This window comes from Streptomyces thermoalcalitolerans (assembly GCF_039525155.1).
Lineage (GTDB): Bacteria > Actinomycetota > Actinomycetes > Streptomycetales > Streptomycetaceae > Streptomyces > Streptomyces thermovulgaris.
The window spans coordinates 47,228-73,977 of sequence record NZ_BAAAHG010000031.1 but is presented as its reverse complement, the minus strand read 5'-3'; the positions used below and the strand labels follow the sequence as shown (position 1 = coordinate 73,977).

At 72.8% G+C, this 26,750-nt stretch carries 20 protein-coding genes and 2 pseudogenes; 14 read left to right on the top strand and 8 right to left on the bottom strand.

Annotated elements, in window-relative coordinates; genetic code table 11:
* Positions 1–642, top strand: a 642-nt coding sequence (locus ABD224_RS18350) for an alpha amylase C-terminal domain-containing protein (RefSeq protein ID WP_344051126.1), incomplete at its 5' end; no start/stop codon positions are given.
* Between the two features lie 187 nt (positions 643–829).
* Here the strand turns inward: ABD224_RS18350 and ABD224_RS18345 are convergent.
* Positions 830–1,063, bottom strand: a complete 234-nt coding sequence (locus ABD224_RS18345; protein WP_344051124.1) for a DUF6480 family protein — start codon at positions 1,061–1,063, stop codon at positions 830–832.
* Between the two features lie 163 nt (positions 1,064–1,226).
* Between ABD224_RS18345 and ABD224_RS18340 the strand changes: the two genes are divergently transcribed.
* Positions 1,227–3,134 (top strand): AMP-dependent synthetase/ligase, encoded by a 1,908-nt coding sequence (locus ABD224_RS18340; protein ID WP_344051122.1) that lies wholly within the window; start codon positions 1,227–1,229, stop codon positions 3,132–3,134.
* Positions 3,135–3,544: 410 nt separating this feature from the next.
* Complete coding sequence (locus ABD224_RS18335; protein ID WP_344051120.1) at positions 3,545–3,979, top strand: ATP-binding protein; 435 nt, start codon at positions 3,545–3,547, stop codon at positions 3,977–3,979.
* A 123-nt stretch (positions 3,980–4,102) separates the two neighbouring features.
* Here the strand turns inward: ABD224_RS18335 and ABD224_RS18330 are convergent, their stop codons facing one another.
* The gene (locus ABD224_RS18330; RefSeq protein ID WP_344051117.1) at positions 4,103–4,465 is read right to left on the bottom strand and encodes a PRC-barrel domain containing protein; all 363 of its coding nucleotides are present in this window, start codon (positions 4,463–4,465) and stop codon (positions 4,103–4,105) included.
* 277 nt (positions 4,466–4,742) lie between these two features.
* Here ABD224_RS18330 and ABD224_RS18325 point away from each other — a divergent pair.
* From ABD224_RS18325 to ABD224_RS18295, 7 genes and pseudogenes are all read left to right on the top strand, one after another.
* A pseudogene (locus tag ABD224_RS18325) lies at positions 4,743–8,403 on the top strand (HAMP domain-containing protein).
* A gap of 97 nt (positions 8,404–8,500) precedes the next feature.
* Complete coding sequence (locus ABD224_RS18320; protein WP_344051115.1) at positions 8,501–10,885, top strand: SpoIIE family protein phosphatase; 2,385 nt, start codon at positions 8,501–8,503, stop codon at positions 10,883–10,885.
* Between the two features lie 110 nt (positions 10,886–10,995).
* A complete protein-coding gene (locus ABD224_RS18315; protein WP_425581000.1) occupies positions 10,996–11,721 on the top strand; it encodes an SDR family NAD(P)-dependent oxidoreductase in 726 nt (241 codons plus the stop codon).
* 124 nt (positions 11,722–11,845) lie between these two features.
* On the top strand, positions 11,846–12,235 hold the full coding sequence (locus tag ABD224_RS18310; RefSeq protein WP_344051113.1) for an STAS domain-containing protein: 390 nt from the start codon (positions 11,846–11,848) through the stop codon (positions 12,233–12,235).
* 459 nt (positions 12,236–12,694) lie between these two features.
* Positions 12,695–14,479 (top strand): PP2C family protein-serine/threonine phosphatase, encoded by a 1,785-nt coding sequence (locus ABD224_RS18305; protein ID WP_344051111.1) that lies wholly within the window; start codon positions 12,695–12,697, stop codon positions 14,477–14,479.
* A gap of 220 nt (positions 14,480–14,699) precedes the next feature.
* On the top strand, positions 14,700–16,073 hold the full coding sequence (locus ABD224_RS18300) for an NAD(P)/FAD-dependent oxidoreductase (protein WP_344051109.1): 1,374 nt from the start codon (positions 14,700–14,702) through the stop codon (positions 16,071–16,073).
* A gap of 240 nt (positions 16,074–16,313) precedes the next feature.
* Positions 16,314–18,569, top strand: a complete 2,256-nt coding sequence (locus tag ABD224_RS18295) for an FUSC family protein (protein ID WP_344051134.1) — start codon at positions 16,314–16,316, stop codon at positions 18,567–18,569.
* 82 nt (positions 18,570–18,651) lie between these two features.
* On the opposite strand, the gene ABD224_RS18290 is transcribed toward ABD224_RS18295, so the two are convergent.
* The 3 genes from ABD224_RS18290 to ABD224_RS18280 form a co-directional block, all read right to left on the bottom strand.
* Positions 18,652–19,083 carry a hypothetical protein gene (locus ABD224_RS18290; protein ID WP_344051107.1) on the bottom strand — a complete coding sequence of 144 codons (432 nt, stop codon included), beginning with the start codon at positions 19,081–19,083 and terminating at the stop codon, positions 18,652–18,654.
* A gap of 28 nt (positions 19,084–19,111) precedes the next feature.
* Positions 19,112–20,017: a SigB/SigF/SigG family RNA polymerase sigma factor gene (locus ABD224_RS18285; protein WP_344051105.1), complete on the bottom strand. Its 906-nt coding sequence runs from the start codon at positions 20,015–20,017 to the stop codon at positions 19,112–19,114.
* A 241-nt stretch (positions 20,018–20,258) separates the two neighbouring features.
* The gene (locus tag ABD224_RS18280) at positions 20,259–20,705 is read right to left on the bottom strand and encodes an ATP-binding protein (protein ID WP_344051103.1); all 447 of its coding nucleotides are present in this window, start codon (positions 20,703–20,705) and stop codon (positions 20,259–20,261) included.
* A 172-nt stretch (positions 20,706–20,877) separates the two neighbouring features.
* Here ABD224_RS18280 and ABD224_RS18275 point away from each other — a divergent pair, with 172 nt between their 5' ends.
* Together ABD224_RS18275 and ABD224_RS18270 are read left to right on the top strand one after the other, a co-directional pair.
* Positions 20,878–21,099, top strand: a complete 222-nt coding sequence (locus tag ABD224_RS18275) for a 3-deoxy-D-manno-octulosonic acid transferase (RefSeq protein ID WP_344051101.1) — start codon at positions 20,878–20,880, stop codon at positions 21,097–21,099.
* A gap of 597 nt (positions 21,100–21,696) precedes the next feature.
* A complete protein-coding gene (locus tag ABD224_RS18270) occupies positions 21,697–22,149 on the top strand; it encodes a cyclic nucleotide-binding domain-containing protein (protein WP_344051099.1) in 453 nt (150 codons plus the stop codon).
* Between the two features lie 93 nt (positions 22,150–22,242).
* Here the strand turns inward: ABD224_RS18270 and ABD224_RS18265 are convergent, their stop codons facing one another.
* Both ABD224_RS18265 and ABD224_RS18260 read right to left on the bottom strand, forming a co-directional pair.
* Positions 22,243–23,586 carry an MFS transporter gene (locus ABD224_RS18265; RefSeq protein WP_344051097.1) on the bottom strand — a complete coding sequence of 448 codons (1,344 nt, stop codon included), beginning with the start codon at positions 23,584–23,586 and terminating at the stop codon, positions 22,243–22,245.
* Between the two features lie 97 nt (positions 23,587–23,683).
* Positions 23,684–24,382 (bottom strand): annotated as a pseudogene (locus ABD224_RS18260) (TetR/AcrR family transcriptional regulator); the annotation flags it as partial.
* 139 nt (positions 24,383–24,521) lie between these two features.
* Here ABD224_RS18260 and ABD224_RS18255 point away from each other — a divergent pair.
* The gene (locus ABD224_RS18255) at positions 24,522–25,739 is read left to right on the top strand and encodes a saccharopine dehydrogenase family protein (protein ID WP_344051095.1); all 1,218 of its coding nucleotides are present in this window, start codon (positions 24,522–24,524) and stop codon (positions 25,737–25,739) included.
* A gap of 18 nt (positions 25,740–25,757) precedes the next feature.
* On the opposite strand, the gene ABD224_RS18250 is transcribed toward ABD224_RS18255, so the two are convergent.
* Positions 25,758–26,210: a DUF6098 family protein gene (locus ABD224_RS18250; protein WP_344051093.1), complete on the bottom strand. Its 453-nt coding sequence runs from the start codon at positions 26,208–26,210 to the stop codon at positions 25,758–25,760.
* A gap of 172 nt (positions 26,211–26,382) precedes the next feature.
* On the opposite strand from ABD224_RS18250, the gene ABD224_RS18245 reads away from it, so the two are divergent.
* Complete coding sequence (locus ABD224_RS18245; RefSeq protein ID WP_344051091.1) at positions 26,383–26,733, top strand: DUF488 domain-containing protein; 351 nt, start codon at positions 26,383–26,385, stop codon at positions 26,731–26,733.
* The last annotated feature ends 17 nt before the right edge of the window (positions 26,734–26,750 follow it).

Genomic DNA, 26,750 nt, shown 5'->3' with positions numbered 1-26,750 from the left:
TACGCCTACAGCGAGAACTACGTCCTGCCGATCTCCCACGACGAGGTGGTGCACGGCAAGGGCGCGCTGGTGTCGAAGATGCCCGGCGACTGGTGGCAGCGGCGCGCCAACCACCGCGCCTTCCTCGGCTACATGTGGGCCCATCCCGGCAAGCAACTGCTGTTCATGGGCCAGGAGTTCGCCCAGGGCGGCGAGTTCTCCGAGGAGCACGGACCCGAGTGGTGGCTGCTCGACGAGGACTACTGCGCCGCGGGCGACCACCGGGGCGTGCAGGACCTGGTGCGCGATCTGAACACGCTCTACCGGGCCACTCCGGCCCTGTGGCAGTGCGACACCCGGCCCGAGGGCTTTTGCTGGGTGGCGGTGGACGCGGCCGACGACAACGTCTACGCGTTCCTGCGCCATGACGCGGCCGGCGCCCCGCTGCTCGCGGTGTCGAACTTCTCCCCGGTCGTCCGCGACGGCTACCGCCTGGACGTGCCCGTCGACGTCACCGCCTGGTGCGAGGTGCTCAACACCGACGCGGCCCGCTACGGCGGCAGCGGTGTCACCAACCCCGATCCGCTCAAGCCGGAGGACGGGCGCCTTCGTCTCACGCTGCCGCCGCTGGCCACGGTCTGGCTCATGCCGTACCCCGGCTGAGCGGGCCCTCCCGGGCCGGCCGCCGGTACCCCTCCGCCGCGAGGAGGCGGCCCGGCACACGGGTGGAACCGGCCGCGCGGCGGTGGTGTCCGGGTGCGGTGCGGGCCGGGGAAGCGGACGGCGGCACCAAAGGCCCCGCCCCCGCGTGCGCGCACCGCGCCCGGGCGGGGTTCCGCGGCCGCCGGCTTCAGAAGATCAGGAGCAGGGCGTAGGCCAGGAAGAACGCGGCGACCACGACGACAAGGAGGAGGATCAGGGTGAGCGGGGCCTTGGCCCAGCCCTTGGTCGGGTTGTGCCTCTCGTAGGGGCCCGCCTCGGGCATGCTGCTCTCGGCGGGAGGGGTCTCGCCGGGCGGCACACCGCCCCCGGGCTCCAGCCCGGAGGTCCGTTCGGGTTCCGGATCGGGATTGACGTAACTCATGCCTGCCGAGTCCCCCGAACGGGACGAGCCCAACGAAGCCCAACGAAACGGTGTCGCTTCTCCGTTGCGTGGCCCCGACGCGCTGACCTGGGCTACATTCGACCCGCGTCGACAACGGTACTCATCGGCGGGGTCACCCTCCGTAAAACCCCAGGAGCAGCGCATGCCCGACTTCGCCCTCGCTCCGTCCTCGGTCGCCACGCCGACCGGTGGGCTCGCCGACAGTGTCTTCGAGACCGCGGAGACACGTCCCACCCTGCCGGTCCTCGCGCGCCGCACGGACCCCTCCTCCCCGGAGTGGGAGAAGGTCACCGCCGTGGAGCTGCGCGACGAGGTGAGCGACCTGGCCAGGGGCCTGGTCGCCGCCGGGATCTCACCGGGGCACCGGGTGGCCGTCATGGCCCGCACCCGGTACGAGTGGACAGTCCTCTCCTACGCGTTGTGGGCGGTCGGCGCGGAGGTCGTCCCGATCTATCCGACCTCCTCGCGCGACCAGGTGGAGTGGATCCTGCGGGACTCCGAGTGCGTGGCCGTCGTCGTCGAGGACGAGCAGGGTGTCATGACGGTCGGCTCGGTGTGCGCGGGGCTGCCCCGGCTGCAGCATGTGTGGCAGCTGGACGCCGGGGCGCTGGAGCAGCTGACGCAACGGGGTTCCGTGGTTCCCCCGACCACTGTCGACTCGCTGCGCCGGATCGTGCTGCCGGACGCGACCGCCGTGATCGCCTACACCTCCGGCACCTCGGGGCACGCCAGGGGCTGTGCGCTGAGCCACCGTGCGCTGGCGAGCCCCTGCGACACGCTGCTGGCGGGCTGGGGGCACATCGCGGCGCCGCCCGGCGAGCAGCCCTCGGTGCTCGCCTTCCTGCCGTTCTCGCACGTGTACGGGCTGATGATCCAGGGCCTGTGCATACGCGGCGGCTTTCTGATGGGCCACGAGCCCGAGTTCGGCGAGGAGGCGCTGTCCTCGGCGCTGCAGACGTTCCGGCCGACGTACTTCTACGCCGTGCCGTCCGTCTTCGAGAAGATCTACAAGAACTTTCTGCGCTCCTTCCAGGAGGCGGGCCGCGACGCGCTGTTCGAGCGGGCGGCCGAAACGGCGCGGGACTTCGCCGTGGCGCAGGAGCGGCAGCGGCTGGGCCGGGGTCCGGGTCCCGGGTTCGACCTGCGGCTGCAGCACGCCCTGTACGAGCGGACGGTGTACCGCAAGCTGCGGGCCGCGCTGGGCGGCAGAGTGGTCCGCGCCACCTCCGGCGGCTCCTCGCTCAATCGTGAGCTCTCCCTGTTCTTCGAGGGCATCGGCATCTATGTGCACGACGGGTACGGGCTGACGGAGACCGCCGGCGGGATCACCATGCAGCCGCTGGGCCGGGAGAAGTCCGGGACCGTCGGCAAGGCCCTGCCGGGCACGACGATCGAGGTCGCGGACGACGGGGAGATCCTGGTGCAGGGGCCGTCGGTGTTCCAGGGGTATGTGAACGACGAGGCCGCGACCCGGGCCGCGCTGCGCGACGGCTGGCTGGCCACCGGCGACATCGGGCATCTGGACTCCGACGGCTATCTGACGATCACCGGACGCAAGAAGGACGTCATCGTCACCAGCGGCGGCAAGAGCGTGGCCCCGGCCCCGCTGGAGCAGCGTCTGCGGATGCACCCGCTGATCCACCAGGCGGTGGTCGTGGGCGACAACCGGCCGTGCGTGGGGGCGCTGATCACGCTGGACCCGGACTACCTGGCGCACTGGCGCGCGACCCAGGCCCTGCTGGGCGACGCGCCGGAGCGTGAGGCACGCGAGGAGAACGCTCTGCGGGAGGAGATCGGACGGGCGGTCGCCGCGGCCAACAGCACCGTCTCGCGCTCGGAGTCCATCCGGGTCTTCCGGATACTGCCGGAGCCCTTCGACGTGGCCAGCGGGCTGCTCACACCGTCCATGAAGCTGCGCCGGGACGCCATAGTGGAGCGCTACGCGTCCGAGATCGACGCCATGTACGCGGCGCGTACGCGCACTTCGCGACGGCTCGCGGCGAACGACCCGACGGCCGACTGGGACGACTCCGACAACGTCTTCCGCTGAGTCCTCCGCCGAGCACAGAACGGAGCGCCCCGCCGCCGTGGGGAGGCGGGCACGGGTCCCGGACGGCGCCGCCTGTGCGAGCCCGCCGCCGTCCTGCCGACGGGACGGCGGCGGGGCTGCGTCCGAACGCCCGGAGTTCCAGGACACGGTCCACGGCCTCCGGGGCACGCACCCGTGATGCGGCCGTCCGGTGCCCGGGACCGGCACCCGTGCGGCACCGGAATCCCTTCCGGAGGCAGGGCGCCCCTGCCCGAAGGACGTGGACGCGTAGGCTCTGCGGGCCTGGGAACAAGACACGGGGAGACGGAAGGGGGAGGGAAAAGGGAACGGAGGGGAACGGAGGGGATCGGAGGGGGGACGGAGGGGAAGGGAAGAACGGCGCCCTGCTCACACCGGGCCGGGAAGGCGAGATGGCAACCGAGCCGCGTTGGGACGACACACTGGCCACCGAGGAGATTCCGAGCCGCACCGCCTGCTTCGCGGGTGAGCTGCACCATGTGACGGGTGCGCGCCTCGCCGCGGAGGAGTTTCTCGACGAGCTCGCGCGGGCCTCGCTGCCGGCGGCACCGGAACACTGGGACGACATCCTGCTGGTCGTCACGGAACTCGCGGCGAACGCGGTGCAGTACGCGCCGGGTCCCTTCGTGCTGAGAATGCGCCGGACCTTCGACGGGGTGCACATCACGCTGAGCGACACCAGCACCACGCCGCCGGCCCCGCGCCCGTTCCACCCCAGTCACAGCAGCGGCGGCATCGGCTGGCATCTGGTGCACACCCTGTGCGACCAGGTCAGTGTGGTCGTGCACGATCACGGCAAGGACGTGCACGCCTTTCTGCCCTGGTGACTTTCCGCCCCTTTCCCCCTTCCCCCTTTTCCTCCCTTTCCCCCTTTCCGACCTGGTGCCCTGCACCCCTTTTTCTGCCTGGTGACCTGCCCCGGTGACGGCGGGACGGTGCCCCGCCCGCCGTCAGGCCGCGCGGGGCGGAAGCCGGTGGTAGTAGTCCCTCACGCGCGTCAGATACTCCCGGTTCCTCGTCTCGCTGTCGGTCCTGAAACGCGGCGCCGCCTTGATCTCGCCCCGGGAGCAGGCCACCGATACGCGCCGCGCCTCCGGGTCGATGCCGGTCACCAGACCCGCCGGCACCAGCACGCTCTGGCCGAACACCCACACCCCGGTGTCCACGACCAGATGCCGCATCCCGAAGGGGGCGGCCTCCCTGTCCACATGGCCGACCGTGCCGTCGGCAGCGACCACGGTGAAGCCGGTCAGGTCCAGTCCCTCGGCAGGACCGACGTGCGGCGGATACGACCAGATGGTGTCGATGGTCACGCTGCTCCTTCCCCTCCGTCGGCTCTCACTCCAGCACCTACCCGTCTGGGGCGGCCGCATTCGGGACGGAGGCGGCTGCTGCCGACGGAAGGACGAGGTCAGAGGCGCAGTGCTTTGTCCGGTGCCGTCCACGTGAGTTAGCCTGCCCCGTATTTGCCGGTGCACGGATCCGTGACATGCGGAAACGCCCGTGCACCGCATACGGGCCCGCCACGGCCCGACGAGGTTGACGAGTCCTCACTGCCGAGGGCTCCCTGGGAGCGGGACGAGGGTACTCATGACCAGCGACAGGACCGAGGCCGTCGACACCGTGCCGGGCGACCGGGAGCTGAGGCAGCTCCTGGCGGGTCTGACGGCCGTACGGGACGGCGACTTCGGCACACGGCTGCCCGAGGACGCCGACGGGCTCATGGGCGACATCGCGACCGTGTTCAACGGCATGGTCGACCAGCTGTCCGTGTTCACCTCGGAGGTCACCCGGGTGGCCCGGGAGGTCGGCACCGAGGGACGCCTCGGCGGCCAGGCGAAGGTGCCCGGTGTCTCCGGGACCTGGGCCGATCTGACCGACTCGGTCAACGCCATGGCGGGCAACCTGACCACCCAGGTCCGTGACATCGCCCAGGTGGCCACGGCGGTGGCCAAGGGCGATCTGTCGCAGAAGATCGACGTCGACGCCCGCGGGGAGATCCTCGAGCTGAAGAACACCATCAACACGATGGTCGACACGCTCTCCGCCTTCGCCGACGAGGTCACCCGGGTGGCCCGCGAGGTCGGCACCGAAGGACGCCTCGGCGGCCAGGCGAAGGTCGAGGGCGTCTCGGGCACCTGGAAGGACCTCACCGACAACGTCAACTCGATGGCGAGCAACCTCACCGGCCAGGTCCGCAGCATCGCGCTGGTGACGACCGCGGTGGCCCGCGGCGATCTGTCGCAGAAGATCGACGTCGACGCCCGCGGGGAGATCCTCGAGCTGAAGACGACCATCAACACGATGGTCGACACGCTCTCCGCCTTCGCCGACGAGGTCACCCGGGTGGCCCGCGAGGTCGGCACCGAAGGACGCCTCGGCGGCCAGGCGAAGGTGGAAGGCGTCTCGGGCACCTGGAAGGACCTCACCGACAACGTCAACTCGATGGCGAGCAACCTCACCGGCCAGGTCCGCTCCATCGCGCAGGTCGCCACCGCCGTCGCCCGCGGCGATCTGTCCCGCAAGATCACGGTCGAGGCCAAGGGCGAGGTCGCCGCCCTCGCCGACGTGATCAACACGATGGTCGACACGCTCTCGGACTTCGCCGACGAGGTCACCCGGGTGGCCCGCGAGGTCGGCACCGAAGGACGCCTCGGCGGCCAGGCGCGGGTGGAGGGCGTCTCGGGCACCTGGAAGCGGCTGACGGAGAACGTCAACGAGCTGGCCGGCAACCTCACCCGCCAGGTGCGGGCGATCGCCGAGGTGGCCAGCGCCGTGGCCGAGGGCGATCTGACCCGGTCGATCACCGTGGAGGCCTCCGGCGAGGTCGCCGAGCTCAAGGACAACATCAACTCCATGGTGGAGTCCCTGCGCGAGACCACCCGGGCCAACCAGGAGCAGGACTGGCTCAAGACCAATCTGGCGCGGATCACCAGCCTGATGCAGGGCCACCGCGACCTGCCCGTCGTGGCCGAGCTGATCATGGAGGAGCTCACTCCCCTGGTGTCGGCCCAGTACGGCGCCTTCTACCTCGCCGAGGAGAGCGAACAGGGAGCCCAGCTGCGGCTCGTCGCCTCCTACGGCCGTCCCGACGACGACACCCGCCCCACCCGCTTCCCCTTCGGCCGCTCCCTGGTCGGCCAGGCCGCGCGCAGCCGCCGTACCATCACGGTCGACGAGCTGCCCCCGGACTACGTCACCATCTCCTCCGGCCTCGGCCGGGCCGTGCCGTCCTCGCTGATCCTGCTGCCGATCCTGTTCGAGGACCAGGTCCTGGGAGTGATCGAGCTGGCGGCGGTCACGCCCTTCAAGCCGATCCACCGGGACTTCCTGGAGCAGCTGCGGGAGGCCCTCGGGGTCAATGTCAACACGATCATGGCCAACGCCCGGACCGACGAGCTGCTGGAGGAGTCCCAGCGGCTGACGGCCGAGCTCCAGGCCCGCTCCGCCGAGCTGCAGGCCCAGCAGGAGGAGCTGCGGCGCTCCAACGCCGAACTGGAGGAGAAGGCCTCGCTGCTGGCGGCGCAGAACCGCGACATCGAGGCGAAGAACCTGCAGATCGAGCAGGCCCGGCAGGAACTCGAGGCCCGTGCCCAGCAGTTGTCGCAGGCCTCGAAGTACAAGTCGGAGTTCCTGGCGAACATGAGCCATGAGCTGCGCACCCCGTTGAACAGCCTGCTCATCCTCGCCCAGCTGCTCGCCCAGAACCCCTCGCGCAACCTCACCCCCAAGCAGGTGGAGTACGCGGGCATCATCCACTCCGCGGGCAGCGACCTGCTGCAGCTGATCAACGACATCCTCGACCTGTCGAAGGTCGAGGCGGGCAAGATGGACGTCAGCCCGGAGCGGGTGCCGCTGCGCCAGCTCATCGAGTACGTCGAGGCCACCTTCCGGCCGATGACGACCCAGAAGGGCCTGGAGTTCGCGGTGACCACGGCGGCGGGCGCGCCGGCCGACCTGATCACCGACGACTCCCGGCTGCGGCAGATCCTGCGCAATCTGCTGTCCAACGCGGTGAAGTTCACCGAGCGGGGAAGGGTCGAGCTGCGCGTCGAGCCCGCGGCGGACGACGAGATACCGCAGGGGGTCGTCCGGGGCGGTGCCGTGGTGGCGTTCCGGGTGAAGGACACCGGCATCGGCATCCCGGAACAGCACCTGGAGACGATCTTCGGCGCGTTCCAGCAGGCGGACGGCACGACGAGCCGCAAGTACGGCGGGACCGGCCTCGGTCTGTCCATCACCCGGGAGATCGCCCATCTGCTCGGCGGTGCCGTCGTCGTGGACAGCGCGCCCGGCCGGGGCAGCACCTTCACGCTGTTCCTGCCGGTGGCCCGGCCCGACTTCGAGCAGCTGCTCGGCAGCGGTCACTCCCCGCAGAAGGAGCCGGCCGAGCTCGCCTCCGCGGCCCCGGCCGCCCTGCCGGGCCCGCGGGCTGCTGACCCTGGTCGCCGAGAGCGCGGTCACGGACCTGGCCCGGCGCGGCCCGGACGACGGCGGCGGACTGCCCGTGGTGGACGTCGTCACCGCGGTGGGGGCGCAGGAGGCGGCGGGCGCGCTGGCCGCCGGACCGTGCCACTGCGTGGTTCTCGACCTGGACATGCCCGAGGGGGAGGCGGAGCGGTTCCTGCGGGCGCTCCAGGGCGGCTCGGGGCCGGCGGGCGTACCGGTGCTCGTGCACAGCGGTCACCGCCCGGACGCGGCCCGGGCCGAGGAACTGCGGTCGTACGCGGGCAACGGCTGCCTGGAGTTCCTGTCCGGCCTGGACGAGCTGCGCGAACGCGTCGCCCTGCACCTGTCGGCGAAGGAGCCCGGGGACGTGCCGCCCCTGGTCCGGCCCGAGGCCCCGCAGGATCTCGCGCCTCCCGTCGACGACGTCTTCCGGGGCCGTACCGTCCTCGTCGTCGACGACGACGCGCGCAATCTGTTCGCGCTCAGCGGGATCCTGGAGATGTACGGCTTCCGGGTGCTGCACGCGGAGAACGGGCGCAAGGGCATCGAGACGCTGCTCGCCCACCCCGATGTCGCGCTGGTGCTGATGGACGTGATGATGCCGGAGATGGACGGGTACACGGCCACGGCGGAGATCCGCAAGCTGCCGCGGTACGCCGATCTGCCCATCATCGCCGTCACCGCCAAGGCGATGCCGGGAGACCGCGAGAAGGCCCTGGCCGCGGGTGCGAGCGACTACGTCACCAAGCCTGTCGACGCCCACGACCTGATCGCCTGTGTCCGGCGCCGGCTGAGCGCGTGAGCGCGCCGGCGCCCGCCCCGCCGGCCGGAAGGCGGGGCCGGCCCCGCGCGGCACGCCCGTGCCCCAGCGTCGTCCAGCCGAGGAGCCTCATCGCATCGTGAACACGACCGAGCAGCCCCGTGAGCCCGCCGCCGAGCCGCGTCCGAAGCCGTCGGCCCCGGCGGGCGCCTCCCCGGCCTCTCCCGTCGGCAGGCTGGCCGCGACGGTGGAGCGGCTGCGCCGCGAGGTCCGTACGGCACGGGCGGAGGCCGAGGGCCGGGCCCTGATCGAACTCGCCAAGGGCATTCTGGTCGAGCGTCTGGGCTGCGGTCCGGCACAGGCCGCCCGGCAGCTCACGGAGCTGGCCGGGCAGGCCGGGGTGACCCCGCTGGAGTTCGCGGCGGAGGTCGTCAACCAGGCCGCCCGCGACCGGGTGACCGAGGTCACCGACGCCTTCCCGACCGCCGCGGCAAAGACCTCCGAGCGCGACGCGGCCGTGCGGCTGCGCACCGCGGAGAGCGCGGCGCTGGCCGCGAACGACACCCAGGCCGTCGCCGACTCCCTGCTGCAGCACGCGCTGCAGCCGCTCGGCGCGGTGGCGGTGGCGATCTGGGCGGCGGGTGCCGACGGCTCGCTCACCCTGGCCGGCAGCGCCGGCTTCTCCCCCGCCGAGGCCGCCCGCTGGCGGTATGTGCCGCCGGAGGTCGCCACCGTCGCCCGCCGGGGGCTCACCGAGCGCACAGGCCAGTGGTTCTCCTCGCTCGCCGGGACCGGCCTGCCCACCATCGGCCGGCATGTGCACCCGGACGGCGGCCGGGTGGCGGTGCCGGCCGGCACCGGGGGCCGCATCCACGGCGTCCTGGAGATCGCCTGGCCACAGCCGCTCCCGCCGCAGCCGCCGCAGGTCGTACGCCAGGTGGAGGCCCTGGCCGAGCTGTGCGCGCACACCCTGGACACGCACCCGCCGCACCGGGCCCCCGGCCAGGAGCCGCGGGTGCCGCCGGACACGGCCGGGCTGATGGACCTGGCCGACGGACTGCACGACCCGGCCCTGGTGCTCGTGCCGCACCTCGACGGCTCGGGGCAGCTGGTGGACTTCCGCATCCAGCACGTCAACAGCCGTTTCCTCGACCCGGCCGGCCGTCCCCGTGCGATGATCAACGGCGCGCTGCTGCTGGAGGCCTACCCGATGTCCGCCGGGAGGAGCGAGCTGTTCCAGCGGGTGGAGCGGGTGTACGCCACCGGTGAGCCGTTCCGGGCGCACCGCATGCGGCTGACCGCGCTGGTGGACCAGGCGCCGCTGTCGGCGGTCGCGGACATCAGCATCAGCCGGCACGGCGACGGCGTGCTGCTGATCTGGCGCATCGAGGACGAGACGGCCCGGCTGGCCGGCCTGCTCCAGCACACGCAGCGGCTGGGCCGGATCGGCGGGTTCGAGGAGAACCTGCTGACGGGTGAGATCACCTGGAACGACGAGCTGTACCACCTCTGTGGCCGTGCCCCGGTGCCGCTGGAGGAGCTGCCGGCGCACGCGCACCCGGACGACGCCGTGGCCATCGGCCGGTTCCTGCGCACCCTGCTGCACCACCGCCGGCCGGCCTCGGCCGCCTTCCGGCTGCAGCGGCCCGACGGGGTGACCCGGCACATCCGGGTGGTCGCCGAGCCGGTGCTGGACACCGACGGCCGTCCGTTCGCCGTCCGCGGGGCCTGCCAGGACATCTCCGCCCAGCACTGGACGGAGGTGGCGCTGGCCGCCACCCGGGACCGGCTGGCCCACACCGAGCAGCAGGCCACCGAACGCAGCCGGCTGGCCCTGCAGCTGCAGCGCGCCATCATGCCGCCGGCCCAGGCACCGCTGCGGGTGCCGGGCCTGGAGGTGGCCGTGCGCTACCGGCCGGCGGAGACCGAGCACCTGGTGGGCGGCGACTGGTACGACGCCGTGGTGCTGCCCTCGGGACTGGTGCTGCTGAGCGTGGGCGACGTGGCCGGTCACGGCATCGAGGCCGCGACCAGCATGGTGGTGCTGCGCAACGCGCTGCGGGGGCTCGCCGTGACCGGGGCCGGGCCGGGCCGGCTGCTGTCGTGGCTGAACACCGTGGCGCACCACCTGACCGGTGCCGTCACCGCGACCGCGGTCTGCGCGCTGTACGACCCCCGGCGGCGCACGCTGCGCTGGGCGCGGGCGGGCCATCTGCCGCCCGTGACGGTCCGCGGCCGCGAGGCGGCGACGCTGCCACTGATCAAGGGCATGCTGCTGGGTGCCGCACCGGAGGCCGGCTACGAGGAGGCCGAGGTGCGGTTCGCGCCGGGGGACACGCTGCTGATGTACACCGACGGCCTGATCGAGCGCCGGGGCCGTCCCGTGGAGGAGTCGCTGACCCATCTGCTCGCCATGGCCGGCAGCGCGCCCCGGACCCTCGACCAGCAGTTGGACCTCCTGCTGACCCACAGCAGGTCGGACACGGACGACGACACCTGCGTCGTGGGCATACGCGTCGGATAGGACCCGGGTGCGGTGCGCCACGTGTGCGCCGTGTCCGCCGGGGCACCTGGAGGCGGCGGCACACGCCCGTACGCCCGTCGCCCACGGGCGTACCCCACGAAAGGCGCACCATGGCCGACGACCGTCCGCAGGCCCCGACGACCCGGCATCCGCGGCCCGGGTTCCCGCAGCAGGAGCAGGGGCATCCCGGCTGGACCGGCCCGATGGACCCGCCGCCGGACCACGGGGAGGAGCCGTACCGGGGCAGCGGTCTGCTCACCGACCGCAAGACCCTGCTGACCGGTGGTGACTCGGGCATCGGCCGGGCCGTGGCGATCGCCTTCGCCCGTGAGGGGGCCGACGTGGTCCTCACCCGTCTGCCGGAGGAGGAGAAGGAGGCCCAGGAGACCGTCCGGCTGGTCGAGGAGGCCGGGCGCACGGCGGTGCCGGTCGTCTGCGGCATCCGTGAGGAGCGGCAGTGCCGGCAGCTGGTGGACCGCACGGTCGCGGAGTTCGGCCGCATCGATGTGCTGGTCGGCAACGCGGCGTACCAGATGTCCCAGCCGGACGGCATCGGCGCCGTCTCCACCGAGCAGTTCGACCGGGTGGTGCGCACCAACCTGTACGGCATGTCCTGGCTGTGCACGATGGCGCTGCCGCACATGGGCGCCGGGGCCTCGGTCATCAACACCACGTCCGTGCAGGTGTACAGGCCGAGTCCGCATCTGCTGGACTACGCCATGACCAAGGGCGGGCTTCATCACGGCCGAGGTGCTCAACGCCACCGGGGGCACGCCGCTGCCGTAGGGGCGCCGCCGGTTCCCGCGGGCGCGCATGGGCCCTCGGCACCGGGGTAGGGGCAGGACACGCAGGGCGGTCATCACCGGTGGCGGCAGGAGAGTCCGATCACGGAACCGGTGCGCTTCTCAGCCGCCGACGGGGGTAACCGGCACCCGTCGCCGGCTCTCGTTGGAGGTACTCGTGCCCATTGCCCAGAACCCGCTGTCCGTCGAGGTCACCCTGCCCCGCGAGGACGTCGTCCTGCTCACGGTCGAGGGCTGCCTGGACGCCGACACCGCGACCGAGCTGCAGGCCCATCTGGCCAACCAGCTCCATCACGGCAGGCGGCACTTCCTGTTCGACCTCTCCCGTGTCCCCTTCATGGACTCCTCCGGCATGAACATCATCCTGCGCGTGTATCAGGAGGTCCGTGACCGGCCGGGCAGCGTGCACATCATCGACCCCGCTCCGGCCGTGCGCCGTATCCTCGACCTCACGGGCGTCAGCATCACGGTCCCGGTCTCCAGGACCGCCGACGACGCACTCGCCCTGGTGGACCGGCCGCCGGGGGAGAGCAAGGAGCAGGACTGAACGAAGCAGCGGGGTTCGAGCCGCCAGGCGGACACGGGCACCGGCCGGTGTACCGCCGCAGGGGGCCGTGCGGGCGCGGCGGCGTGGAATGCCGTCGTACGGGACCCGTGGCCCGGGGGCTCGCGCCTCGGACGGGACGACCGGGAGCGACGGCATGGTGACCACACGCGTGACCGCCGGGCGTGCGCCGGGTGACCGCGCCCCGACGGCCACCGCCCGGGGGCACCGCAGCGTCGTTCCCCCGGCCGGGGCCCTCCCGTCCCGCCGGCGAGGGCGGGCGGCCCGGCGCCGGACCGACAGGACCGTCCTCCGGACCGTGTCCGCTGCCTCCCGGGCCTTGTCCCGGAAGACGGCGGAGGCAGGCCGGGCCGCGGTCGTTCCGGGCACCGGCGGTTCCGTCCGCCCGGTGCGGGACGACACTGCCGTGACCGTTCCGGCCCCCACCCCGGCGGGGTACCCATGATGCGCACCTGGCGGATCAGCACCGTCACCGACGCGGCACGAGCCCGTATCGCCGTCGCCCGTCTGGCCGCCGCCTGCGGGGTGACCACGCCCGACCGCACCCGGCTGGTCACGGACCTCGGCGCCCGGCTGCGGCAGTGCCTGACCAAGAACGGCACCTGGCAGCTGACCTTCCAGGTCCCGGCGTCCGACAGCGACGAGAAGCTTCTACACCTGATCCTGTCGCCGGACCGGGAGGCGAGCGCCGCCGGGGAGCCGCCCTGGCACATCTCCGTCGCCTGCCTGGGCACCGGACAGCCGCCGGACGGCGACCCGGCGGACGACGACGTCCCGGACGATCCGGCCGTCCTGGCCGAGGCGCTGCTGGACGCCGACGAGGAGACCGCGCTGGCCCTGGAGAGACTCGCCGGGCAGGAGAGGCTGGTCGCCTTCCACCAGGAGAGGCTGCGCCAGACCAACCAGGGCGTCCTGGCCCTGCACACCGAGCTGGACGCGGCCGGGCGGGCACAGCACGAGGCGTTCGCCGCCGAGCGCAAGGCGCGGACCGAGGCGGAGGACGCCCGGCGCAGGCTGACGTTCCTGGCGGACGCCAGTGCCTCGCTGACCGCCTCGCTGGACTACGAGGAGATCGTGCGCCGGCTGCCGGAGCTGCTGATACCCCGGTACGCCGACAGTGTCGACATATGGCTGTTCGACCAGGAGGACGACCGGCACAGGTCCGCCCCGCGGCCGGCTGCCGCCGTGCTCGCCGCCCGCACCGAGCGCCCGCAGTACGCCGCCGACCACCCCGGCGGCCTGCCGGGGGTCGACGACCAGCCACCGTCCGCGCTGAGCCCGGGGCGGCCGCTGCTGTGCATCCCCCTGCTCGCGCGGCGGGCCTCGCTGGGCGTGCTGACGCTGTCACCGCCCGGGGAGCGCTGGGCCCCGGACGACGCCGTGATGCTGATCGAGCTGACCCGCCGGGCCGGCGTCGCCCTCGACCACGCACGCCGCTTCGAGCACAACCGCGACATCGCCGAGACGCTGCAGCGCGCCCTGCTCACCGAGCTGCCCACCATGCCGGGCCTGGCCCTGGCCGCGCGGTATCTGCCGGCCACGCACGGACTGAACATCGGCGGGGACTGGTACGACGCCTTCCGGCAGGCCGACGGCAGCCTGATCACCGTCGTCGGCGACGTCACCGGGCACGGACTGCACGCGGCCGTGATGATGAGCCAGCTGCGCACCGCGCTGCGCGCCTACGCGGCCGACGGCGGCAGCCCCGGCCGGCTGCTGACCCGGCTGCACGCGTTCCTGCACCATCTGCAGCCCGACCTGTACGCCACCGCGGTCATCGCCCGTTTCCGTCCCGGCGATCCCACGCTCACCTGGGCCGTGGCGGGACATCCGCCGCCCGTGCTGCGTCTGCCGGACGGCCGGGTGCAGGTCCTGGACGCCAAGCCCGGCGCCATGCTCGGCATCCCGCTGCACCAGGAGATCGGCGACCACACCCTCCGCCTGGCCCCCGGGTCGACGCTGGTGCTCTACACCGACGGCCTGGTGGAACGGCGGACGCAGGGCCTGGACCCGGGCATCGCCCGGCTCTCGACGGCGCTCGGGACCTTCGACTCCGCGGAACTGGAGACCGACCTGGAGGGCTCGGCCGACCGCCTCCTGGCCCCCTTGCTGAGCGACTCCGAACGCGACGACGACGTCTGCCTCCTGCTGTCGCACCTCACCGGCACGACCGGCCTGCCCTCCGTACGGCCCCCGTCCGAGGCCGCGTCCCTCCCGCACCCCTGATCCGCCGGTCCGAGGCCACGCCCCTCCCCCACCCCGGTCCGCCGGTCCCCCGGAACGGGCCCGGGGCATCCGTGCGCGCGATACGGCACCCGATCCCGGGAACTCGTGGGAAACGGACCGTGCCGGACGGCGACCGGCGGCCCGACGGGACCAAAGGTGCGAAGGCGGTGATCCGGGGCAGTCGCACGACGCCGGACGAGCCGCCCGGGCCGCAGAAGGGATGAACACCGTGACACGACCCAGGATCCTGGTGGTCGGCGCAGGCTTCGCCGGTGTGGAGTGCGTCCGCCGTCTGGAGCGCAGGCTCTCCCCCGGCGAGGCCGACATCACGTTGGTGACGCCGGTCTCCTATCAGCTCTACCTGCCGCTGCTGCCCCAGGTCGCCTCGGGGGTGCTGACGCCCCAGTCGATCGCCCTCTCCCTGCGGCGCAGCACGAAGTACCGCACCCGGATCATTCCGGGCGGGGCCATCGGCGTGGATCTGAGGGCCAAGGTCTGCGTCATCCGCACCATCACCGACCGTGTCGTCGACGAGCCGTACGACTACATCGTGCTGGCCCCCGGCAGTGTCACCCGGACGTTCGACATCCCGGGCCTGACCGACCACGCCTTCGGGCTGAAGACGCTCGCCGAGGCCGCGTACATCCGCGACCACGTCATCTGCCAGCTGGACCTGGCCGACGCCAGCGACGATCCGGCGGAGCGCGCCGCGCGGCTGCAGTTCGTGGTGGTCGGCGGCGGGTACGCCGGCACCGAGACCGTCGCCTGTCTGCAGCGCCTGACGCACGCCGCCGTCCGGCGCTATCCCCGTCTGGACCGGTCGCTGATCAAGTGGCATCTGATCGACATCGCGCCCAGGCTGATGCCGGAACTGGGCGACAAGCTGGGCCGCAGTGCCCAGGAGTACCTGCGCCGCCGGGGCGTCGAGATCTCCCTGGGAGTGTCCGTCTCCCGGGTCGGGCCGGAGGAGGTCGTCCTCACCGACGGCCGGGTGGTGCCCACCCACACCCTGATCTGGACCGCGGGCGTGGTGGCGAGCCCGCTGATCGCCACTCTCGGCGCGGACACGGTCAAGGGGCGCCTCGCGGTGACCGCCGAGATGACGCTGCCCGGCTACGACGGGGTGTTCGCGCTCGGCGACTCCGCGGCCGTGCCGGACCTGGCCGAGGGCGACGGAGCCGTCTGTCCGCCGACCGCGCAGCACGCCACGCGGCAGGGCAGGCAGGCCGCCGACAACCTCATCGCGGCCCTGCGGGGCCGGCCCATGCGGCCGTACCGGCACAGGGACCTGGGCCTGGTCGTCGACCTGGGCGGCAAGGACGCGGTCGCCAGGCCCCTGGGTCTGGAGCTGCACGGGCTGCCCGCCCAGGTGGTGACCCGCGGCTATCACCTGGGGGCCATGCGCACGAACGTCGCCAAGACCAGGGTCGCGACGAACTGGCTGCTCAACGCGGTCGCCGGAGACGATTTCGTCCGCACCGGATTCCAGTCCCGCCGGCCCGCGAAGCTGACGGACTTCGAGTACACCCACGCGTACATGTCCCCCGACCAGGTACGGGAGTACGTCGCGCGGGAGCACTCCGGGCGGCTCTGACCCCCCTGCCCGCCGGAAGCCGGGAGGTCTTCGGCCCACGCCGTCCACGGCTCCGCGGACCGACGGGGCCCGCACGCCCGGCACCGGCCGGTGACACCGTGCGGGCCCCGTCCCCCGGGGACGGCCGGGCACAGGACGGAGCGGTCCGGCCCCGGTGTGCCCCGCCGGGCGGGCGGATCACGACGCGGAACGGGAGGGTGCGGCGGCGTGGGAACAGCGAGGACGCCGGTGTGGACGTGGCTGCGGGACCGTCTCGCGGCATCCGACCCCGGGCTGCTGAGGCTGGCCGCGGGGGTGCGGACCTCGGGTTCGATCGCGCTGACGCTGGCCGTGCTCGGCACGCTGGACCTGCCCGTGCGGCATCTGGTGGCCGGGGCGCTCGCCGCGATGGTGGCCACCTTCGCGATCCGCGAGAGGCAGCGCCGGCGGCAGGCCGTCACGCTGGCTCTCGGTCTTCCGGTGGCGCTGGTGTCCCTGTCGCTCGGCGCGCTGCTCCACTCCCGCGTCGTGGCCGGGGACCTCTTCTTCCTCGCCCTGATCTTCTGCGCCGTCTACAGCCGCCGGTTCGGCGACCGGGGCAACGCGCTGGGGCTGATCGGCTTCCAGGCCTACTTCATGTCGCTGTTCGTCGGGGCCACGGTGCCGGTGCTGCCCGGGCTGTGCGGCGTCGTCGTGATCGCGTTCCTGTGCAGCGCGCTGGTGCGGTTCGTGATCGTGTACGAGACGCCGGCGGGCATTCTGCAGCGGCTGCGCGAGGCGTTCCGGGTGCGTCTGGCCCAGCTGGTGGAGGCCCAGCTGGAGCTGCTGGACGCCGGTCCGGACGAGGTGGGCAAGGCCCTGGGGGCGGTGCGCGAGGGCACGGCCCGGCTGCACGAGACGGCCATGATGATCCAGTCCCGGCTCCAGGAGGGCACCTCCGACGAGGCCGTGGCCCAGCTGGTGCAGCGGCGGATCGCGGACGCCGAGATCGCCGCCGAACGGCTGGGGCTGCTCCTGCTGAACGCCCGCAGCGCCGAACGGGCGAGCACGCTCACCCTCCACCTGCCCGGCGCGTCCGTCCCCGCGAGCGGCCGGCTGCCGGTGCGGGACGACGTGGCCGGGACGCTGCGCCGCGACCTGCGGGCGCTGGTGCTGCTCGTCCTGCGGCCCGCCGGGGAGGACGGCAGGACCGCCCTGGCCCAGGTGCGCAACCGGCTCCTGGGCTACCGCGAGGAGGAAAACCTGCCGTCCGCCCCGCCTGCCGTGCGGGACGTCTTCCGCGGCATCGGCGAGACCGCCCGCGCGGTGCTGGGTCTGAGGGCCGCGCTGGACGAGCCGCAGGACGAGTCCGACGACACGCCCGCCACGACCCGTTCCCGCGAGGAGCTGGACGCCGAGAACGCCGCCATCGCGGGCGCCGCGGAGGCCGAACGGGAGGAGCGGGCCCCGACCGGGCTGGAGCGTCCCACCACACGTGCGGCCGTGCAGGTCTCGGTGGGGTCGGCGCTGGCCATCGCCGGCGGTGAGTTCCTCTCCAGCCACCGCTGGTACTGGGCGGTGCTGACCTGCTGGATCGTCTTCGTCAACACCTCCTCCACGGGCGAGATCCTGGTCAAGGGCTACCGCCGTCTGGTGGGCACCGTGCTGGGTGTGGCGGCCGGGATCGTGCTGGTGGGGCTGATCGGACCGGCCACCTGGCCGGCGCTGGGCCTGGTGCTGGTGTTCGTCTTCCTGATGTTCTACACGGCCTCGCTGTCGCACACGCTGATGTCCTTCTTCGTCACCGCGGCCCTGGGGCTGCTGTACTCGCTGCTGCACGCGTACAGCCCGGCGGTGCTGCTGCTGCGCGTGCAGGAGACGGCGCTCGGCGTGGCCTGCGGGATCGTCGCGGCGGTGCTGGTGCTGCCGGTGCGCACCGGCCGCCGTACCGACGAGCTGCTCGTCACGGTGCTTCAGCGGCTGTCCGACGCCGCCGGCGCCGCCGTCGAACAGCTCAGCGGCAAACCGGCGGCCGATCTGCTCGACCGGGCGCGCGACCTGGACAAGGCGCTCGGCGACCTGCGGGCGGCCACCCAGCCGCTGACGCATCCGGTCACGCCGATGCGGGCACGGCGCAGCACCGTCCAGTACGTCATGGCGCTCCTGGAGACCTGCGCCTACCACACCAGGTCGCTGGCGGCGACGGCCGAGCTGCTGCCCGCCCATCCGTCGATCGCCGGGGATCCCCGGCTGCGTCAGGTCTGCGGCCGGATCACCCGCAACATCGCGGCGCTCGTCGCCCGTCTGACCGACGAGCACACCACCGCCGGGATCGAACGGGGCCCGAGCATCGCCTCCCTGCTGGACGCGGAGCCGGACACGGAGGGGACGCCGGACGCTCCCCGGTACGACCGGGTCACCGGCCGGGTGCTGCGGCATCTGCAACGCCTGGACGAGGCGGTGGTGGGCCTGGCCCGCCCTCTGGGCGTTCCGGTGCCGGACCCCGCCCCGGACCCCGCGCCGGAACCCGCGCGGTGACACGCACCCGGCCGTGCGGCCGGGTGCGGCAGGGGCCGGCCCGCTGTGCACGGGACGGACGGCGGGCCGCGCCGCGGTGCGGTCAGAAGTCGGTCGGCATGCCGCTGGCCTCGGCGATCCCGCGCAGTTCCTCGGTCTCCCGGTGGCGGTCGCGGATGCAGTCGGCGATCTCGGTGAGACGTGCCGGGTCGGCGGCGGACGCGGCGTCGGTGACCACCCGGACCGGCCCGGTCTCCTCGATGTCGAGGACGACCAGCTCGTTGTCCAGCCGGCCGGTGACCGCGGTGGCGATGACCAGGGCGGCCTCGTCGCGTATCTCCTGGGGAAGGCCCTGCGCCTGAGCGCCTTCCAGCGGGAGGTCCGCGGAGGGCATGCCCTGCTCCTCGATCGTCCGCAGAACGGGGGTGACGACCTCCAGCAGCCGCTCGTAGTCCTCCTCGGGCATCCGGACACGGAGCAGGGCGAGGTATACCTCCACGGCCCTGCCGTCGGGCGGAAGCTCGTCTTCGTTCATCCGCTCCGTGTTCCCCGCACGGGCGGGCTCAGACGCCCGGTGTCACTCCCCCCGGTCGCCGGACGGCTGACGGCCGCGGTCCGCCTCCACGGCGGTTGGCCCGCTCGGCCAGCACCTCGTCGCGCACCCGGGCACAGCTGCGGCTGATGAGCCGGGAGACGTGCATCTGGGAGATGCCGAGCCGGTCCGCGATGCGGCTCTGTGTCATGTCCTCAAAGAAACGCATGTAGAGAATGGCACGTTCACGCTCAGGAAGCCTGCGCAGTCCCTCCTTGGCGGATTCCCGGTCGACCACGACGTCGTACGAGGCGTCCGAGGAGCCGAGTGTGTCCGCGAGGCTGTACCCGTCGCTGCCGGAGGACATCTCGGCGTCCAGGGACAGGGTGCTGAAGCTGTCGAGGGCCTCCAGCCCGACGGTCACCTCGTTCTCGGTCAGCCCGGTGTGTGCGGCGACGGCGGAGACCGGGGGCTCGGGGCTGCCGGGGTTCTGGGTGAGCTCACGGCGCGCCACGCGCACCTTGTTGCGCAGTTCCTGCACCCGGCGTGGCACGCGAAGTGCCCACATCCGGTCCCGGAAGTGCCGCTTGACCTCGCCGGTGATGGTCGGCACGGCGTAGCTCTCGAAGGCCCCGCGGTCCGGGTCGAACCGGTCGACGGCCTTGACCAGGCCCAGCGCCGCCACCTGCCGCAGGTCCTCGATCGACTCGCCGCGGTCGCGGAAACGGCCGGCGATGCGGTGTGCCATGGGCAGCCACGCGGTCACGAGTTCGTCGCGGACGGCCTCTCGCTCCGGCCCGTCCTCCAGAGCGGCCAGGCGCCTGAAGAGAGCGGTGGTGTCGGGGGCGTCGTCGTGCTGCCGCCGGGCGGAAGCGTGCTGGTCCTCGGAGGTGTCGGAGGAGGTGCCGGAACAGCTCGCCGACGTGTCGATGCGCATGCGGAATCGCTCCTGAAGAGGGGGGAGGTTTCAGGGACTTACCGCGGAAGGTGTGATGCTGCCCGGTCACCCGCAGGCCTACCCGGGCAGCACTGTCGCTCCCGCTGACGCGCCTCCGGTCCGAAGCACAAAGTTTCGTCTGCCCGGTGACGGAAGGGGCAAACTACGCTTTCCGTAATTTTTGTGCCGGGCAGGCCAGGGGGAAGCCTCCGAGGGGCGCGGTCGGGGCGGGCCGGGCGGTTCAGGACAGCGGCACCACGGCGCTGATGCACTTGCCGCCGGAGGGCAGATCGCAGACCTGGACGTCATGGGCCAGCCGGCACACGATCGGCCAGCCCCGCCCGCCGACCCGGCGCCGGCCCTGGCGGTCCACCGGCGGCCGGACCACCGGCAGCCGGTCGCTGCGGTCGCTCACACAGACCCGCACACCGCGTCCGACGCGGTCGACGTGGAAACCGGTCACTCCGCCGCCGTGCAGGATCGCGTTGGCCGTGAGCTCCGAGGCGACGAGCTGGGCGTCGGAGAGGGCATGCGCGTCACACGGGGTGCGGCTCGCACGGCAGCACTCGTCGATCGCGCGTTCCACCGCCCGGCGGGCGTCGGCCGGTTTGCACGGCCGGGACTGCCCGGAGCCGTCCGCGGCGCACACCACCTCGACGAGGGGGGTGGCACTGTGCCTTTCGCACATTCTCCTCGCTCCCTGAGGGGTGAAGCAGAAAGCCGGGCCCGGCGACGGACCTGCCTCGGTACGGCGTCGCAGGCCCTCTCAGTCCGGCTAGCCCCCGCACGCGCCGCCAAACCTTCCCATCGGCGGCCCGCGGAAGAGCCATCACCGTGCGCCGAGCGGGTAGGGGGAGGGCATGACCGACGTCGTGGACTCGGACGAGCTGTTGCGGCGCATCCAGCGTGCCAGGGCCTGCGCGGTGGGAGAGGTGCGCCGGTGGCGGGACCGCCGCGACACCCTCGGGCCGGCCGACCCGGACGCCGCGCGCGAGGCGGCCGTGCGGGTCATGGCCTACGAGGCCGTGCTGCGGGTGCTGGACGAGATCCTCACCCCGGGCAGGCACACCGAGCAGGACTGACAGGCGCCCGCGGACCGTGAAGGAAGCCGCCGGCCGGCGGGAGGCCGCAGCCGGTCGCGTCCGGTCCGGTCCCGTCGGCCCGAGGGCGGTCGCGGGCGGCACCGAGTGATCAACGGAGTGAATCCGATCACGTGAGCGGGCCCCGATTACGTGAAAGGAAGAGGGACCGTTTAAAGTTCATTCACACGCGGCGACGGGGTCGACCCGAGGAGTCCCCCGTACGCGTCGCATGCGGCCCTGGCTGGTTTCCCCCGTCCAGCCAGGGCTTTTCATGTCCCCGGGTTTTCCGTCCGCCGGATGCCGACTCATTCCGTCCCCTCCGGGTACTGACACACCTCATGATGCGCACCGTGCTCCCGGCCCGGAGTGCTCGCCGTGGACACGCGGCCCGCCTGTCGCCGGCGGCGTCGCGGACGCTCATGGACCGGCCCGGGAGATGCCCGACCGCCCGTCGCCCCGGCGCGGGCCGCCCGGACAGCCCTCGCCGGGGCGGGAGGAGGACGCCTTCCGCCGCCGAGGTGCCCGGGGTGCCCGCAACGGCTGAAATGGGCATGAGGCACATGCGCGGAACCCATCGCCGGCGAGGAGCCCCGGGCCATGACCAAAGCGATAAAACTGCTGACCGCCCTCCCCCAGAAGCAGCGGGACCGCCTGATGGAGCTCGCGCGGGAGGTCTCCTTCCCCGAGGACACCAGGATCTTCGAGGCGGGCGGCACCGCCGACCGCTTCTGGGTCATCCGCTCCGGCGCCGTGTACCTGTACCAGCAGGTGACGCCCCTGCGCCGGGTGAAGGTGGCGAGTCTGGGCGCGGGCGACCTGCTCGGCTGGTCCTGGCTGTTCCCGCCGTACCAGTGGGACTTCACCGCGGAGGCGTTCAGCCCGGTGCGCGCCTACGAGTTCGACGGCCCGGCGGTGCTCGCCCTGTGCGTGGAGGACCCCCTGCTCGGACTGTCCCTGGTGCGGAGCGTCGCCGAGGTCCTCGCCCACCGGCTGGAGATGACCCGGCGCCAGCTGCTGGAGCAGTACGAGCTGCCCCGGCGTTCCCCTTAGGGCCTGCCCGGGGCCGTCCGCGCCCGCCGCGAGGGGCCCCGCGCCCGCCGGAGGCTCTGTACCCGGGAGAGGGATCGCCGGACGGGTCCCGGCTCAGACGCGGTAGCGGCGCAGCGCCGGTACGGCCGCCGCCAGACCCAGCATCAGGACGACGACCAGCAGACCGCCGCCGACGACGGCCGCGCGCGGGCCGAAGGCCGAGCCGGCCGTGCCGTGCAGCACATCGGCCAGGCGCGGGCCGCCCGCGACGACGACCGTGAAGACGCCCTGCATCCGGCCGCGCATGTCGTCGGTGGCGGCGGACAGCAGGATGGCGCCGCGGAAGACCATGGAGACCATGTCGGCGACGCCGGCGGCCGCGAGGAACGCCACCGCGACCCACAGGCTGCCGCTCAGCCCGAACCCGGCGACGGCCGCTCCCCAGGCGGTGACCGCGCCGATCACCATCCAGCCGTGCCGGCGTGCCCGGGAGAAGGTGCCGGAGAACAGCCCGCCGATCACCGCGCCGACGGGGATGGCCGCGAACAGCAGGCCGAGCGCCAGGCCCTCGCCGTAGGCGGCGTACGTCTCGGCGGCGAGCTGCGGGAACAGGGCGCGGGGCATGCCGCAGACCATGGCGATGATGTCGGCGAGGAAGGACAGCAGCAGCACCTTGTGCCCGGAGATGTAGCGGAATCCGGCGGCTATCTCCCGCACTCCCGCGCGGCGTCTGGCCGAGTCCGTCAGCGGAGGCAGCGGCGGCAGGCGCAGCACCGCCCACACGGTGACGCACAGGGCCAGCGCGTCGATGAGGTACAGCTCGGCCAGCCCGATGACGGGGATGAGCGCGCCGGCCAGCAGGGGGCCGGCGACCAGGCCGGTCTGCATGACGGTCGAGCCGAGGGCGTTGGCGGCGGGCAGTTCCCCGGCGGGGACCAGCCGGGCGATGGAGGCGTTGCGGGCCGGGGAGTTCAGCCCGAAGAAGGCCTGCTGCACGGCGAGCAGCACCATCAGCACCACGACGGAGTCGAGCCGGGCGACGGCCTGCAGCCAGAACAGCAGTGAGGTGACGGCGATGCCGCTGTTGGTGATCAGCAGCAGCGTGCGGCGGTCCATGGTGTCGGCGACCGCGCCGCCCCACAGTGCGAACACCACCATCGGCAGCAGACCGGCGAGGCTGGCGTAGCCGACCCAGGCGGAGGAGCCCGTGATGTCGTAGATCTGCTTGGGTACGGCGACGGCGGTGAGCTGGCTGCCGACCGCGGTGACGACGGTCGAGCACCACAGCCGGCGGAAGGCGGGGCGCCGCAGCGGGCGGGTGTCCATGGCCCAGCGGCGCCAGCCGGATCCACGCGGCTTCGGAGCGTCGGTGTCCTCAGCGGGCGTCGGGGTGCTGCCGGCGGTGCTCCCGCTGGTGTCGGTGCTCTCGCTGGTGTCGGTGCTCTCGCTGGTGTCCACGGGTTTCCTGGTTGGTCAGTACATCCATCGGTGAAGGGTCCACTATCTCAGCACCGGTCGTGTCCTTGGGCTTCCCGGTCCCGGGTCCGCCCGTGCGCAGGCGCTCCAGCCGGGCCTGCGCGCTGTCCAGCAGCATCTCCAGCGCGGTCGGGTAGGCGCTGGTGACCATGCGGGTGACGAGCAGGGGCGCCGCCTCGGCGATGCGCGGGTGGGTGGTGGCGGGCAGACGGGCGTAGGTGGAGCGCCACATCTCCTCGTCGGAGCGCAGGGCGGCGCTCGGCAGGGCCAGGGAGGCGGCGTCGAGTGCGGCGAAGGCCAGGGTCTGGTCGATGAAGGCGTGGTAGATCCGCACGGTGTCCGGCAGCGGGAAACCGGCCGTGCGCAGCACGTCCAGGACGGCTTCGTCGGCGGCCAGCTCATGGGCCCGGCCGGTCACGCGGTTGGCGGTCACCAGTGCGGCCTGCGGATGGGCGACGTAGGCGGAGTGGATGCGCAGGCCCATCTCGCGCAGGTCGGCCCGCCAGTCGCCGGTGGGCCGCCAGCCGTGCAGGGCCTGCCCGATGAGGGCGTCGCCGATGGCCAGGACGAGGTCGTCCATGCCGCGGAAGTAGCGGTACAGGGTGCTCGGGTCGCAGTCGAGCGCCCGGCCGAGCCGGCGGGCGGTGAGCCCCGTGCTGCCGTGCTCCCGCAGCAGGCGCATCGCGGTCTCGACGATCAGACGCTCGGACAGCACGGTGCCGCTCCGGGTGGGACGGCGGCGGCGCCGCTTCTCCTCGGGAACCACCGGCTTGGGCACGGCCCCTCCTCGCTCTTATGCCAACACGGTTGACCTTATCGGAGCGGCACACCTGTAATCGAGACCGGAGGCCTCCCCCACTCGTCCCTTCATCCACCCCTTTTTCTTCTCCGACCGAGCCCGAGAGGGAGTTCTCGTCATGCGCGTACTGCTCGTGGGAGCCGGTGGTGTGGGCACCGCGATCACCCGGATCGCGGCCCGCCGCCCGTTCTTCGAGGCGATGGTCGTCGCCGACTACGACCGGGGGCGCGCCGAGTCCGCCGTGGCGGCTCTCGGCGACGACCGCCGGTTCGTCGCCGAACGCGTCGACGCGGGCGACGAGGCGGCGGTGGCCGCCCTGCTCGCCCGGCACCGCTGCGACATGCTGCTGAACGCGACCGACCCGCGTTTCGTCATGCCCCTGTTCCGGGCGGCCCGCGCGGCCGGCACCGGTTACCTGGACATGGCGATGTCCCTGTCCCGGCCCCATCCCGAGCAGCCGTACGAGGAGTGCGGGGTCAAGCTCGGCGACGAGCAGTTCGCGCTGGCCGAGGAGTGGGAGAAGGCGGGCGCGCTGGCGCTCGTCGGCATGGGAGTGGAGCCCGGCCTGTCGGACGTGTTCGCGCGGTACGCGGCCGACGAGCTCTTCGACGAGATCGAGGAGATCGGCGTCCGCGACGGCGCCGATCTGACCGTGGAGGGCCACGACTTCGCTCCGTCCTTCAGCATCTGGACCACCATCGAGGAGTGCCTGAACCCGCCGGTGGTGTACGAGGCCGGACGGGGCTGGTTCACCACCGAGCCGTTCAGCGAACCGGAGGTGTTCGACTTCCCGGAGGGCATCGGCGAGATCGAGTGCGTGAACGTGGAGCACGAGGAGGTGCTGCTCGTCCCGCGCTGGATCGACGCCCGGCGCGTGACCTTCAAGTACGGGCTGGGCCGGGAGTTCATCGACACCCTCAAGACGCTGCACCGGCTGGGCCTGGACCGCACCGCACCGGTCACCGTGCCGGGTCCGGACGGACCGGTCGCCGTCTCGCCGCGGGACGTCGTCGCCGCCTGTCTGCCCGACCCGGCGACGCTGGGCGAGCGGATGCACGGCAAGACCTGCGCGGGCACCTGGGTGCGCGGCACCCGGGGCGGTGCGCCGCGCGAGGTGTACCTGTACCACGTGGTCGACAACCAGTGGTCCATGGCCGAGTACGGCTGCCAGGCCGTGGTGTGGCAGACGGCGGTCAACCCCGTGGTCGCCCTGGAACTGGTGGCCGCCGGCGTGTGGACCGGGGCGGGGGTGCTCGGCCCGGAGGCCTTCCCGGCCCGTCCCTTCCTGGATCTGCTGACGGAGTACGGCTCCCCCTGGGGGATGCGCGAGCAGTGAGAGGGCGCGGCGGTCCGGTCAGGCTCCGGAGCGGCGCAGCGGCCCCCACTTCGCCTCCTGCCGCTCCACCTCGGTCCGTGCCTCCTCGATGACCTCCGAGCCGATCCAGCACAGCGGCTCCGCGTCGGCCACCAGCGGCTCGTTGTCGGGTCCCCGGCCCCGCTCACGGCCCCTGAGGACCCAGGGACGCACACCGGGGCCCTTCTCATGGGGCAGGTGCGCGTAGTCGTACAGCCGGCGTGCCACCCACAGGTGCAGGGACCGGTCCTGCCACCACTCCTCCACGTCGAGGGAGTTGGCCGACAGGCCCGGCATCGCGACGCCCGTGAGCTCGTCGGTGCTGGAGGTGGCGCCGAGATCCGTCGCGGGGCCACGCGACCAGCGGACGTACAGTCCCCGGTGCCGCTCGACGAGAGCGGCCAGCTCGGCCAGCGCGTGCACGACCCGCAGCTCGTCGTCCGATGCGCTCATGCTCGTGGTCTTCCGTGGTCTCCCTCTTCCTCAGGCGCTCGGGGTACCCCGGGAGACGTCCGGAACCACGTGTCCGAAGCCATGTGTTCCGTGCTGTGCGCGGTGGCGGGTCCTAGGCTCCCGTCGGGGAGCACCCCAGGGAGTACCACTGCCTCTCGAGAAAGGTCCGACCGTGAGCGTTCGTGTGCGTCGCGTCTACGATCCGCCCGAGCCCGACGACGGTGTGCGCGTCCTGGTGGACCGGCTGTGGCCACGGGGCATCTCCAAGGAGGACGCGCGGATCGACGAGTGGCCGAGGGCGATGACGCCGTCGACCGGGCTGCGCCGGTGGTACCACGGCGGCGAGGGGTCGTACGAGGAGTTCCGGCGCCGTTACGAGGCCGAGCTCGCCGAGCCGGAGGCCGCCGAGCGGCTCGAACACGTCCGGAAGCTGTCCCGTCAGGGCCGTGTGACCCTGGTGACCGCGTCCAGGGCGCCGGACAGGGGGCACGCCGCGGTGCTGGCCGACCTGCTGAGGGAGTGAGCCCGTCTCCCCGGGTG